The sequence below is a fragment of the Paenibacillus sp. FSL R5-0345 genome, from assembly GCF_000758585.1.
Lineage (GTDB): Bacteria > Bacillota > Bacilli > Paenibacillales > Paenibacillaceae > Paenibacillus_AQ.
The window spans coordinates 5526539-5540279 of sequence record NZ_CP009281.1; the positions used below are offsets into that span (position 1 = coordinate 5526539).

Annotated in this window: 12 protein-coding genes and 1 pseudogene; 1 reads left to right on the top strand and 12 read right to left on the bottom strand. The window is 45.1% G+C overall.

The genetic code is table 11. The annotated features are described in order from the left end of the window. Window positions 1–150: 150 nt before the first annotated feature. A complete protein-coding gene (locus tag R50345_RS24330) occupies window positions 151–543 on the bottom strand; it encodes a hypothetical protein (RefSeq protein WP_042130783.1) in 393 nt (130 codons plus the stop codon). Between the two features lie 216 nt (window positions 544–759). On the opposite strand from R50345_RS24330, the gene R50345_RS24335 reads away from it, so the two are divergent. Further along, window positions 760–1182 carry a YheC/YheD family protein gene (locus tag R50345_RS24335; protein WP_231573911.1) on the top strand — a complete coding sequence of 141 codons (423 nt, stop codon included), beginning with the start codon at window positions 760–762 and terminating at the stop codon, window positions 1180–1182. An 88-nt stretch (window positions 1183–1270) separates the two neighbouring features. Here R50345_RS24335 and R50345_RS24340 read toward each other — a convergent pair whose 3' ends face one another. The 11 genes and pseudogenes from R50345_RS24340 to R50345_RS24390 all read right to left on the bottom strand — a co-directional run bounded on the left by R50345_RS24340 (window position 1271) and on the right by R50345_RS24390 (window position 13676). After that, window positions 1271–1594 carry a hypothetical protein gene (locus tag R50345_RS24340; RefSeq protein ID WP_042130786.1) on the bottom strand — a complete coding sequence of 108 codons (324 nt, stop codon included), beginning with the start codon at window positions 1592–1594 and terminating at the stop codon, window positions 1271–1273. A gap of 333 nt (window positions 1595–1927) precedes the next feature. After that, window positions 1928–3547 carry a response regulator gene (locus R50345_RS24345; protein WP_042130787.1) on the bottom strand — a complete coding sequence of 540 codons (1620 nt, stop codon included), beginning with the start codon at window positions 3545–3547 and terminating at the stop codon, window positions 1928–1930. Between the two features lie 7 nt (window positions 3548–3554). Next, window positions 3555–5291 (bottom strand): sensor histidine kinase, encoded by a 1737-nt coding sequence (locus tag R50345_RS24350; protein ID WP_042130789.1) that lies wholly within the window; start codon window positions 5289–5291, stop codon window positions 3555–3557. 81 nt (window positions 5292–5372) lie between these two features. Further along, the gene (locus R50345_RS24355) at window positions 5373–6968 is read right to left on the bottom strand and encodes an ABC transporter substrate-binding protein (RefSeq protein ID WP_042130791.1); all 1596 of its coding nucleotides are present in this window, start codon (window positions 6966–6968) and stop codon (window positions 5373–5375) included. Between the two features lie 70 nt (window positions 6969–7038). After that, window positions 7039–7953, bottom strand: coding sequence for a carbohydrate ABC transporter permease (locus tag R50345_RS24360; protein ID WP_042130793.1), 915 nt, complete (start codon window positions 7951–7953; stop codon window positions 7039–7041). A 14-nt stretch (window positions 7954–7967) separates the two neighbouring features. Then, on the bottom strand, window positions 7968–8945 hold the full coding sequence (locus R50345_RS24365; RefSeq protein ID WP_231573912.1) for an ABC transporter permease: 978 nt from the start codon (window positions 8943–8945) through the stop codon (window positions 7968–7970). Between the two features lie 250 nt (window positions 8946–9195). Further along, window positions 9196–10146: a hypothetical protein gene (locus R50345_RS24370; RefSeq protein ID WP_042130795.1), complete on the bottom strand. Its 951-nt coding sequence runs from the start codon at window positions 10144–10146 to the stop codon at window positions 9196–9198. After that, entirely contained in the window at window positions 10143–10700 is a 558-nt protein-coding gene (locus R50345_RS24375; RefSeq protein WP_042130796.1) for an RNA polymerase sigma factor, read from the bottom strand. Before R50345_RS24375 ends, R50345_RS24370 begins: the two co-directional genes overlap by 4 nt. A gap of 225 nt (window positions 10701–10925) precedes the next feature. Continuing rightward, window positions 10926–11774 (bottom strand): AraC family transcriptional regulator, encoded by an 849-nt coding sequence (locus R50345_RS24380; RefSeq protein WP_042130797.1) that lies wholly within the window; start codon window positions 11772–11774, stop codon window positions 10926–10928. A gap of 102 nt (window positions 11775–11876) precedes the next feature. Next, on the bottom strand, window positions 11877–12521 hold the full coding sequence (locus R50345_RS24385) for a DEAD/DEAH box helicase family protein (protein WP_042130798.1): 645 nt from the start codon (window positions 12519–12521) through the stop codon (window positions 11877–11879). Between the two features lie 156 nt (window positions 12522–12677). Next, a pseudogene (locus R50345_RS24390) lies at window positions 12678–13676 on the bottom strand (NADP-dependent oxidoreductase). Window positions 13677–13741 lie beyond the last annotated feature (65 nt).

Here is a 13741-nt window from a genome sequence, read left to right on the forward strand (position 1 = left end):
CGACCTTCAACAACTTTAGAAATGCCCCTCTACAACCAAAAAAAGAAGGGCTTTTACTTCTGCAAGTAAAAGTTCCTTCTTTAGGTACCATATCATGCCTCGCCGCAAAACGTCCCCTTATTTAGGGTCCCCTTCTCGATGCTGTCTGCCTTAGAAGCAGGTGAACGAGCGAATCCGATTCAAATCAATACCGAAGTACCCCCAGAAGAGACCGAACCATCTGAACCCTGCAACAGAATTACGCCCCACGAATACCGGGAAGAACCAGAATTGCTCGCCGTTGTTCAGCCAAATGTATGTGTTGCGGAACAGACAGCCTCTGATCGCACCAGGGTCGATGGCAAATGCAGTGGCCGACATTTGCGGTACGAATTGCGGTGGAGGTGCCGTCGGCGCTTGAACGCCTCCCGGTGCAGCTCCTGGAGGTCCCGGAGTCCCAGGAAATCCACCTGGTCCACCCGGTCCTCCTGGTCCTCCTGGTCCTCCTGGTCCACCCGGAAACCCTGGGAATTGGCCGCTTCCCGGCGTTGGAAAAAATCCCATATGTGATCGCTCCTTTCAATGAGTAGGCACAATCATCATATGCATTCGCGGAAAGAGTGTTTGGGCGAATGCCAATAAATAATCCACGCCCAGCCGAAGCTGAACAGTAATGAAATTTAGCCACCTAAAAGCCTTTTTCACCTGCTTCGGCTCATAAATATGGACGAATATCCACTTATACTGATTCCTAATTTGACTTAGAATTACCGTAGAAGATTGAAAAAGGCTGTGATTCTAATGTTAATCAAAAGAGACAAATGGTTGCAATATCGCATCCTTCGCAAAGGTTCCTCTCTCGCCGGACGGCTGCCAGAGACACAGTTGCTTAAGAAGAACGCATTAACGAATATGCTGCTTCACTATCAAAGCGTCGTATTGAAACCCCACAACGGGAATTACGGAAGGGATATCCTGTTCACTAAAAGAAACGGTGCAAACGCCTATCGTATTCATAACGAAAAGAAAGCACGACTGGGAGAGCGTTACCCAAAGCTTAGACAAGTCGGGTTCGATATAGGCATCGACAGGAACTGCCGGATTTGGATCATTGAAGGCAATTATCAACCGGACTTACGCCCATTCCGGCTCCTGAAAGATTCTTCAATGCACCGCAGAATATTATGGTATAAGAAACATTAAAACGAAAAAAAGACGACCAGCCTCTTATCTTTGGCCTGTCGTTTTTTCATGTTTGGTGCCTATCCTTGATAATACCCCGCTTGCAATTTTACTTGCGTCTTTTGTTACTTACAACACGCGTCACTTGGAACTTATTAACCCCTACCTGTATAATGGCAAACTGGCTGTAAGAAGTGCCGAAAGACGTATAAGGTTCCGCTTGAATATTTCCACTAGGCGTTCTAACCGTTGCAGTGATTCTAGTCACCAAACAGACTCCACGGCTAGAAGCTTTCCAAGTCTCGTCACGCTGAACATTATAATTGTCATCACTACATAAGATGGATGCATATTCAACTTTTCCAAATGCATTAAACGATGTGGAGTTAAAGATCTGTACGGGGTCATAACCGCCAGCTTTTCTATTTCCCATCCCCAAAACCTCCCTTATTATCGATATTATTCATTAAATGCAATTGCATCGTTTTATTAAGGTATAAAGGTGGACAAGAAAAAAAATACATTTATCCGATGGTCACAAGGATACGACAGCTATACAAGGAAAAAAGTAGCCGTGAAAGCGAATGTCGGACTGTCAAATTTCTGCTACTTGCGGTGTGTCTCACCATATGGGTTAAATGCTCTTGGTTAGCCATTCATAGAAAAGGATTTCATGAACCCTTAATCAGGTTGGTTGCCCATGGTGATCTCGAATACGGCTCTCAATGCCGAGTGCAACCTGGCATGAAAATGCAAGCAGGAGTATTTATTTTTTCTTCCGGGCTCGGTATTGCTGCGGCGTTACGCCGACTACCCGTTTAAACAGGTTGGAGAAGCTGCCCAGACTGGTGTATCCCACCTGCTCTGCAATATCGGTAATCTTAAGCTCGGTTTCCTCCAGTAATTGCTTGGCCTTCTGCAGACGTTCCTGAATAATGACATCCGATATCGACAGTCCAGTCTCTTTCTTGAACAGCCGGGACAGATAAGCGGGGTTCAGATAAACATAGGCGGCCAATTCATCACGAGTAATCTCTTCACTCAGCCGGGAGCGGATATATTGTCTGATCTTGGTGACCACGGCTGAGGACATATTATGGCTTTTCTGCAATAACTGCATTGCGGCTTTCAGGCAATCTATTGCCCAGTTCTGCAAAGTGGAGGAATGCTTCGGGTAATTCTCCTTGTCCATCAGCGATTTCAACTCGGAAGAGGCGTGGGCGGATAAGCCTTTTTTGGCCAGTACAGTATGCAGAATGAAAAGAATGCCGTGGACAAGCTGCCGGTGCAGCTCACGGGTCCAGCGGTCTGCACCGATACTCACGAACCACAGCTTCACCCGGCGCTCCAGCTCCTCCAACTCGCCCAGTTCCAGGATGGTCGCCCACTCCCCGAAGATATGCATTGGAGCGGCCAGAGGCATGGTGCCAAGCGGTTGATCATAAGCCGGATCATTCGGGCCGAACACCTGACGGGAATGCTTCAGATTCCGCTGTTCCCGTTCAGTGACGTATGTGTAGGCGCTCATCATCTCGTGCAGCAATACGCCCGGGCTGATATAGACAGACAAGGAGCAATGCAGGAGCTGCTCGCAGGTGTTCAAGAAGGTCTGGCAGTTCTGCTCCAGTGTGTGTCGAACCGCATTCATGTCGCCCCTCACGTAGACAATTGCCAGGTTATGGCCTACCTGATCCTGCAGCACAGCCCCTCCCAGCCCGCTCAGCAGCAGTTCTTCCGCCAGATTTCGTAGCGCATATTCCATGATGGTCTCATCCCGTGCGCTCAGATTCTCCTTCCATTGCTCCAGGCCGAGCAGAGCGAGAAAGTAGCGGTCTCCTGGCTGCAGATCCAGATTGTAGGTATTCGCCGAAATAGTGAGCGATTCCAGGACGGGCGCGGCCCGCTGGCTGAGAATATCCTGCCAGAACCTTTCTACCAGCAGGGGAAGCTGATGCTCCCACTTTTGTCGGTACTCGTGGATGAGCGCCTCGAATTGCTGCTGCTCCCTCTGCTTGCTGATTTCTGAGAGCGCCTCATGAGATATCTTCATTAATTCTTCATAGTCCACCGGCTTGAGCAAATAATGGAATGCACCATGGTAAAGAGCGCGCTGTGCATACTCGAAATCGGCATGGCAAGTCAGCATAATTGTCAGCGTGCCGGGAGAATACTGCTTCACCCAGGCGAGCAGCTCCAGCCCACTTCTTCCGGGCATCTCAATATCGCAGATAAGCAAATCTATGGCTTGCTGCTCCAGGCAGGCAACCGCCTGATCCACATTCTCCGCCAGCCGGACCTCCTCTACCTGCAGCGCGCTCCAATTCACGCCCTGCTTCAGACCTAGCAAGGCGAAATATTGGTCATCAACGATTAGAACTCTGTACATATGAACTTCACAGCTCCCTTTGAGCGGGCAGTCTTATCTCCACCACCGCCCCCCCGTCAGGGATATTATGGAAGGTAAGCCTTGCCCGGTTGTTGTAAAACATCAGCATGCGTCTGTATACATTCCATATTCCCAGATGGTGGTCTGTAGGCTTCTGCTCATACAAACCAAGATTGAGCATCTCCAATTGAAGTGCGGAGAAGCCCGGCCCGGAATCCCGGACCTGAATGGCAATGCAGGCATCGCTGTTCTCCCCGGCTTCTTCCCGGACCGTGATCACAACCTCGAATGGCTTGGCGTTGTTGACGAATCCATGCTTGATCGCGTTCTCGACGAATGGCTGAATCAGCAGCGGCGGAATGAGGTTGGATTCAAGCTCCTTCGGCAGATGGACTTGATAGGACAGCTTGTCCGGATACATGACCATCTGAATCTCAATGTAGTTTTGAATATGTTTTAGCTCGCTGAGGAGGGGAATCCAGGTACTATTGGTATTCATAATGAATCTGAAATGGGAGACCAGATGGCTTATCATTTTTTTGATCAGCGAATACTTCTGCAGCTCCACCAGATGAAAGACGATATTCAAGGAATTCATAAAAAAATGCGGGTTGATCTGCGCCTGAAGATGCTTGAGCTCCGCTTGCTGCACCTTCATTTGCTCTTCATACACATCAATCTTGAGATTGCCGATATGCTCGGCCATCTGGTTGAATTGCCGGGTGATGATCTGGAACTCCCTGCTGTTGCCTTCCTTCAGCCGGTGCTCCAGATGCCCCTTCCCCAGAATACGCATCCCGCTGGTCAAATGCTGGATCGGCTTGAACACAAGCCGACTCAGCAGAGCCAGAAGGATAGCCATAATGATAATAATGGCTATGGGAATGGTCTTGATGATCCTCTGGAAGATCGGCAGCTCATCCAGAATAGATTTCTCGTCCAATAGAATAAAGACATTCAGATTGGAGTATTGCGAAGGCTTGTCAATCAGCAGATAATTATTGCCGTTACTGAGACGAATCGATGCATCCACGGGATGGGCAGGATTATTGAGCTGTCTACGGATACGTGTAAGATCCTCCCCGGCGAATTGGCCCCATAACAGCTTACCGTCATTGCTAATCATGCCGATCTGCTCACTACCTCCTGTAGACTCCAGTTGGGTCAGGGGCTGTGCCAAAGCGTCAATGCTGATCAGAACACCCATCAGGAGCCGCCCGCTCTTGTCCGGCAGCACCTTGAATAGCAGCGGCTCTCCTCCGATGGTGACGGTCTCCCACTTCAGGGAAGCTGGAAGACTGGAAGCATTCAAGCGCGTGGACAATCCGGTAGAAATCATCTCTTTCTCCTGATAATATTCTTTCTGGCTACTGAGGAATAACTCATCCCGGTCCTGATGGTATACGAACACGCTACGGATAATCGTGTAATAGCTGACATCGCTGTACCACTGGTCCATTAGCTTACGGATGGACAGATAGTAATTGACACTATCCGGACCGCTGTCCGAATAGAGCTCCAGTAGCATGTTCTCATTAGCGGTACGCAGTAGATAATGGCTGGTCTGCTCCAGCAACTCGTCGAGCGTACCTAAGTGAAGGGTCAGTGTATCGGAAGCAGATTTTGCGACTTTCTCCCGAACGATGTTGGTCGCATAGATGTTGGTGTAATAGAGAAAGAAAAACAGCGGAGTGACCAGCAGCAAGACCAGGGCACTCACTTTGAATCGCAAGGATAATTTCACATTCCCACCCCTTAGGTACATTTGCGCCTCGGCTGCAGGAAAGGGAAGGACGGTAGCCGTCCTTCCCCTCAGCCTGTTTATTTAGGATTGTTTTGCCTTCCAGGCATCGTATTGCTTCTGAACCTCGGCGCGGATGTCCTCGATTCCGTTGGCTTTCAACTTTTTATTGTATTCTGTCAGTACTTTGTCTACACTCAGGCTGCCCGTTTCAAGCAGCGGACGGAATTCCTTGATGATGTTGCTGACGACAGATACCTGCGTTTTGACAGGGTCCGTATTGAAGTTGAAGCCGAAAGACTTCACCTTATGGGCCTTATCGTTGTAAGCCTTGAACTTCTCCCACTTGTCAGCGCTTTCGCCTTCCCAAAGGTAAGTTAAGGTCTGGTTGCCGAACATCCATTCAATCCCCGGCGCCCAGCCGGTATCGGCCCGGGTCGCCACGCCGTCGGGAAGCTTGATGAAGTTCTCCTTGCCGTCCACCTTGACGTATTGCCGGTCTTCCACACCGAAATCAATCAGATTGACCAGATGCGGGTCTGTATGCAGCAGGTTCAGCAGCATCATCGTCCGCTCCGGATCAACGGAGGTGCGTCCAATGGCCATCATGGAGTTGCTGACGCTGGCTGTGCTGATCTCGGGATCATTGCCCTTCAGCTTCACCAGCTCAATTCCGGTGGCGATGGAATCTTCCTTGTCGGAGTCCGGTTTATCCGAGCCGAATTTCATCCAGGTCTTGCCCGCTTTGAAAGCATCTTCAGTACTGGTCTTGGTCGTTGCGGCATCCTTATTGATAAAGCCTTTGCTGAACCAATCGCTGTAGAGCTTCATCCGGTAGATCGCAGTGTCGGATTCCATTGAGCTGATAATCATCTTATCGGTCTTGGTATCCAGGACGATGCCGGCGGGAGCGCCTGCAACCAGCTCGTAACGGAAGTTTTCTTTGATGCTCTCCCTGGTTTTGTCGAAGTAGCCAAGTGTGTCTGAACCGCTGCCGGAGAGCCAGATCGGCGCAATAGCGGGCTCCTTCTCCTTGATCGTCTGAAGCCATGGCTCCAGATCCTCCAGAGTCTGAATTGAGTCTACATCGAATCCGTATTTGTCCACAAGGTCTTTGCGGAACATAATGGTGTGGCTCTCGCCGATTTCCTTATTGGTTGGAATGGCATAGATTTTGCCGTCCACCGTTCCGCCGTCAAGAAAACGGGGATCCAACGTCTCCTTGATCCCTTGTCCATATTTGTCCAACAAATCGTCAAGAGGTAGGAACGCACCCTTGGCAACGTTGTTGGCGAAATCGGCCCAGTTGGGGGCAAACGTTAAATCGACCTGTTCCCCGGATTGATACGCCAGAGCCATCTTTTCGGCCCAAGAGGACCAAGGAAGCCCCTGGAAGTCAACTTCGGCGTTGATCTTTTGCTTAAGATATTTATTGATCTCCTCCACAACCGCCTTGGTATCATTCTGCGGGAAATTTCCGACCGTGTAAACGGTTAGCTTCCGGTAAGTTGAAATATCGAGATTGCCGCTCTCCGTGCCCCCGGTAGCTGTAGCTGCGGCACTGGACTCTGCCTCGGACGGATCGGAAGTGTTAGAATTTCCTCCGCTACACCCGGTAATGCCCAGTATAACGGCGGTTAGAGCAGCAAGCACCGCGCCTGAGCCTCTTTTTGTTCTCATTTGTTTAAACCTCCTCAATGATAATTCGGATCATATATTCTAACCGGCATTTTAGCCAGAGTTAGACAGCTTAACCTTTGATAGCTCCTATTGTAAGGCCTTTGGTGAAGTACTTCTGGAAAAACGGATAGATGAACAGAATGGGACCTATCGATACAACGACCATGGCCATCCGCAGGCTTTCGGTCGGAACCGACTCGTGTACAAGCAGGGCCACACCGCTTCCCGCCAACTGGTTCTTGAAGAACTCCGCCTGACGGATCATTTGAATCATGACGTACTGCAGAGAGTACTTGTCAGTGTCATTAATAAAGAGCATCGAATTGAACCAGTCATTCCAATACATCAGCGTGGTGAACAAACCGATGGTAGCGAGCACGGGCAGCGAGATCGGAAGCACAAGCTGGAAGAAAATCCGCCATTCTGATGCCCCATCCAATTTACCAGATTCTATCATCTCTTCCGGCACCGTTTGTTGGAAGAAGGTTCGCGTAATAAAAATATAGAATGCGTTAGACAGTCCGGGAAGAATGAGCGCGATCAGCGAGTCCTTCAGATTCAGATAGTTAACGTATAGCAGGTAGAACGGAACAAGCCCTCCCGAGAACAGCATCGTAATTAGAAGATAGAAGTTAAACACCTTTTTAAAGGGAAAGTCCTTCCGGTAAAGGGGGTATGCATATAGTGCAATCAGCAGTACGGCCAGAAGGGTTCCGATCAGCGTAACGGTCAGACTGATTCCATAAGCTTTGATCAGGGTCTCCGAATGGTTGAACAAATACTGGTAAGCGGATAAATCGACCTTGTCGGGAAAGAATTTATACCCCTCTAGAGTTAACGTTTTCTCATTGGTTAAGGAAATGGCCACAATCAGCACAATGGGCAGGATGCAGGCCATGCTGAAAGCAATGAAGAACAGGTGAAGAATAATCTGGGCGGTCTTTGGCCCCTTGGAGTAAGAACTGATATGGGATGCAGTATTCATTATGATCCTCCGTTCTAGAAAAGTGCCGTATCGCGGTTCAGCTTACGGGCCAGACTGTTCGCTCCAATGACAAGAAAGAAGCCGATGACAGATTGATAGAAGTTCGCCGCCGAGGACATGCCTAGGTCATTGAGCTGGATCAAGCCCCGGTACACATAGGTGTCGATGACATCCGTTGTCGAACGCAGCGCACCGGAGTCGAGTGTAACGTGGTAGAACAGCCCGAAGTCCGAGCGAAAAATGCCGCCCAGGTTGAGAATAGTAAGAATGACCATGATCGGCGTGAGCAACGGCAGGGTAATCCGGGTGATCTGTTGCCACTTGCTGGCGCCGTCCATGACGGCGGCCTCGTACAGTTCCTCGCTGATACCCGTGATGGCGGCGAGATAGATGACGCTCCCTATACCGATGGAATGCCACATCTTGGTAGCCCATAGAATGTAGGGCCATGCATTAGGATGCATGTAAGCATTGACTGAGGAATAGCCGAACATCGGCAGAATATGCTTGACCAGGAAGCCATACTCCGGGTGCAGGAAGGCATAGACGATGAAGCTGACGACCACCATGGACAAGAAATTCGGCATAATCATAACGGTCTGGAAGAAACGGGAGGAAAGCTTGCTGCGGACCTCATTGATCGCAATCGCCAGGGAGACGGAGAGAATGAGGCCTGAGATAATAAAGACCACGTTGTAGGCAACGGTGTTGATGGTCACCCGCAGGGCATCGGAGGTAGCGAACAGGAAACGGAAGTTGTCTAGCCCCGCCCATGGACTGCCCATAATACCATCCACGTAGTTGATGTTCTTGAACGCAATGAATAATCCGAACATTGGGATGTAGCAATTGATGAAGAAGATAATGGAGGTGGGCAGCAGCATAAGCAGCAGCACCCGGTACTTCACGATATTGCGCAGCAGCCGGTCAATGCGGCCCATTGACTGCGTATAGGACGGCTTGGTTACAGCTTTCGTTGCAGGGTTTGTCATAGGTTCGAACCTCACTCTACTTAATCTGGATGGATTCATTATAGTAGAAGAACAGAAACGAATTCTCTCTTGCAAATGACCTTGTTTATTCAAAAGTGACTTCATGCTCCATATGGATATTTGGAGTTCTTTTCATAATTAATCACTCTTATTTCAAGAAATTCCAGCGCAAAAATACCCCTCCTTATGATACAGTAAACCGTATCACAAGGGGGGCGAAAACTATAACAGGAGCCGCCGGAACATACTCTCATCTAGAATTAAGCTCTTTTACTTCTATGATCTTTTTACTAAACTGATACTTTACAGTAACATTCTCAATAATCTCAGTATTCTGGTAGGCAAGAGACCCCTCAAATGCTAAAGTATCATTGTCTTTCCACACTATCTTATCTGCATAGCTATAATTTTCATGATCTGTGCGAATCCATGTATCTAATTTTTTTTGCACACCATATTTAACTCTTGCAGATTCTATTAATTCTGGACTTACCCTTCCCTCTTCAATATTATTAATTTGGACGAAATTACTTTTATTAGAGCATGTTAGTATTGCAACTAACTTATGATTTGGTGAAGGAATAATTTTTTTAACATACATTGATGGTGTTGAAAAACTTAGATACTCTTCAAGCACATTGTCTTTTATTCTCCAAATGACATTTTGACTTCCATAATCCGAATAATTATTAAACAACGTAAATATCATACTTCCGTCTGCTAATTTAACAATATAAGGGCTCTTATAACTTTTTGACAAAATATCGACGGCAAAAGCAGCCGCATCGGCGATTTTTTGATTCTCATTTTTTAAAAATGGTTGAAGTTCTTTTAATGCTTTTACTCTCAACTTTTGATCATTAAAGCTTTCTACCAGCCTATTAATAGCAATATATACATATTCATTATTATCACTTTTCAAAGCATGTAGAAATTTTTCTGCATCATATTTAGTAGCAGGCTCTAACTCCATATCTTCAGCTTTTAGGTAACGTATGTAAGGCTCAGAATTTTGATTTTTATAATATTCTGTTGCTAATAAAGCTGAAGCAGTTGAACTATACAGGATAAGACAGGCGACCAAAACAACCCACTTTTTAGAGATACCTTTTCTTCTTTTCTCTATTCCATTGTGCTTAGCCGCTTCAATTAAGTTCTCATCAATGAATCCGATCTCCTTAAATAAATCTTCTTTTTTCATAGGTTAACCCCCTCTTTATTTAGGTGAATTCTAAGTTTTTTTCTTGTCCTAAATAATATTGATTTCACTTTGCTACTACTCATATTAAATCTCATGGAAAGCTCCTCTATCGAATACGAATACCAATACCTTCCAATAAATATGTTTCTGGCTTGCTCATCTATGCTATATAAAAATTGATTTATTAAGCTCGCTATCTCACCTTCTTCATACTCTGTTTCTACCGTATCAGGGGAAGCTAAACATTCTTCTAGTTCAGTTAGAATGACTTCAAACTCACGATTACGCTTTTGCGCTGTATTATAACCATATTTATCAAGCGCAATATTACGGGTGATCCTCCCCAGAAATACCGGAAAATTTCTAGGCAGATTAGGCGGTATTGCATTCCATGCTGCTAAATATGCATCGTTCTCACACTCTTCAACATCAGACAAATTTGAAATAATGTTTCTTGCAATCACTCTGCAGTAAGCCCCATATTTTTTCTTAGTCTCTAAAATAGCTTGCTGTGAACGCTGTAGATATAAGTGAACTATTCCTTGGTCTTCCATCCGCTGTTCTCCTTTTCAACACTCTTATCTATATAGTAGAAAGTTCGTAGAAATGGTTGCACTTATACTAAAATTTTTTTCCAGCTCATAAACTGCAGGTAGTTTTATAATACAAAATATATAAGACAAAACCACTCCCGACAAAGGAGTGGTTTCTTTAAATAGATTTACTTTGTTCAGCTATCATCTTCGCTTACGCATCCCTGCATTTCACTTGAGTAAATGTTATTTTTTCTTTACGGGTATCCATATTTCCCCTGTAACATTCACTGCCATACCATAATACATTTCGAAACTAGGACCATCAACCTGTTCGTATTCAGAGGTCGGAAACCATTCGGAGTATATTCGTTCCCACAGTTTTTGCAAATCACATTGCGGCTCCGGGAAAATAGCCCATGTTAATGCCTGGACAGAGAGCTTTGTAAATCTCTCTGGAATTTCAAGCCCCTTTGGTAAATTGTAACAAATCATATACTTGAAAGATTCTCCCGTGTGATCATATAAGGCAGCGTGCAATACGGTATCACCAAAACGTCCCAGTAATTCATTCATAAGATCAACACTACCATCATCATCACATTTTACACGGAATTGAGGAACTTCAGAGAACGCTGTTTTCATGTCCAAATTTATTAGACCATATACTCCGAACATCTCAAAAGGCCCTCTTTGTTCAATTCGATAATTCATCTCGACATCTCCTTTTATAGAAATATGAAAGGACATCCGAGGATAGGCTTTTAGAGAAACGCCTTTATCGCGTGCAGATATCGGTATTATCCCATGAAGAATCTTAAACGCTCGCGCAAACGCTTCCGGCGAATCATACCCATATTTCATAGCTATATCAATAACCTTTTCATTTGTTGTCTGCAGCTCAAAAGCCGCCAATGTCAACCGTCGACGTCGAATGTACTCAGATAACGTTATTCCAGTAATAAACGGAAACATTCGTTGAAAATGATAAGTAGAACAACAGGCGATCTGCGCTATGTCATCATATGAGATTTTATCCGTTAAATTTGTTTCTATATATTCCATCGCGCTGTTCATCCTCTGCAACCAATCCATCGTATTCCCTCCCTTCGAGATAAATTTTAGTGTAGTTAACAAATGAAAGCCGTGCATTTACTGCACGAAAAAGTCAGTACAAAACTTACCTTTAGGTCATCTCTACAATCCAAAATGTTCTTTAACTAACCTAAATTGTTCCTCCACGCTCATACTTGGTATTCTTTCAACGGTTTTAATCCCTATAGCAGTACAGGCGTGCTTAATCTCATTAGAAAACTTAACCATAGATTTGTTCCCGTGCTTAATCGTTTCCTCTGGGTTTATCGTATAGGCGTTTATACAGTCCAAAATCATCTTATGATCTTCTCTAAAGTAATATAATCGCTCTATCTCTTCGTCAGACGTATACAAACAAATCATTCTCTCTTCTGCTATAAAAGGTAATATACGTTCAGGCATTATGCCTAAATCAATAATTATTGGTTTGTCATTAGGCATTGTTAACAAGTCAATGATAAAGAAGTCCATCATCTCTTCGACGATTTGAAATAGCCATTGGCAGTGCTCATCTACGGTTTTATTGAACCACTTATTCCAATCCAAATCAGGATTAGGAAATTGAAGAGCAGGGTAATCAACAGGACTAGTGAATGGTCTATATTTTAAGACATCATCACCTAATGTTTGAAAGCCTAGTTCCTCTACGAATTTTTTGGTCATAGTAGTCTTTCCAGCACAAGGTCCACCATTAAGCCAATAAACATGTTTTAATTGTTCCTTCAAATAATTATCATTTATCTTCATCCGATACACCCCATATGATTTGTGTAGTATCTTACTTTAACACGTTTGTTTCGGAGAGGTGGCGGATTCTTATCTTCCTATAACAGTGAAAACACATAGAAATGCTCCTTTCTTGGCACAAGTAGTTATATTCTATGAGTTGGGTTAAATTCCCTATCACTTTATCTTTAATATGATTTTTCCTTTTGCTCTTCCCGATTCGGAATACTCCATTGCCTTTTGAGCTTCTTCAAAAGAAAATATTTGATCAATTACAGGCTTTATTTTCCCTGCCTCTATAAACTCTGAAATGATCTCTAATTATCTCCCGCTTGGTTTCATGAACAGGAAGTTGTATTTAACATGGTATTGCTTCTCTAATTTTGTGAGCTTACGGGTAACCAATCGAAAAAGACTCGTTTTTATAAAGCCAGACCCATATTCTTCTCCGAAGCGCGCATTGGGCAGCCCAGAAACCGATACAATTTGTCCACCTGGTTTGACTATTTTAAAAGCCTTTTCTAATGTTTCTCCGCCAATCGTATCGAATACTCCATCATAATTTTGTAAAACCTCATCAAATTGTTCTGTTTTATAATTAATTATTTGATCGGCTCCAAGAGATTTGACCAGTTTAGCTCCGGCATCACTAGTAGTTGTAGCCACATAAAGCCCCATTGCTTTGGCAAGCTGGATAGCAAAGGTTCCAACGCCGCCCGAGCCAGCTTGAATCAATACTTTTTGCCCTGCCGACAGCTGTAATATATCATGTAATGTTTGATAGGATGTAAGTCCGACTAGTGGGATTGACGCCGCTTCCTCAAAGGAAAGGTTGTGAGGCTTTAAGGCTATATCGTCCTCATGTACGGATATATATTCAGCGAAGGTTCCAATTCTATTCTTTCTTGGCCGTCCGTATATTGCATCACCTATTTTGAATTTTGTTACTTTGTTTCCTACTTTGGTGACTATACCTGAAAAATCATTTCCTAAAACAAGCGGCATATCGTATTTCAACAGCATACGAGTTTTGCCATCCCGCACCTTGAAATCGATAGGATTAATACTCGCCGCATGGATTTCCGCCAATACATCATAATCACCCACTGAAGGCATTGGAATGTCTGCCAATAGAAGAGGACTTTTTCCGTATTTTTCAATGATCATTGCTTTCACAAGAATCCTCCTTTTCATTATCGAGATGCGAAGCATGTAATTGTTAGTCTACTTCGTCTGTATTT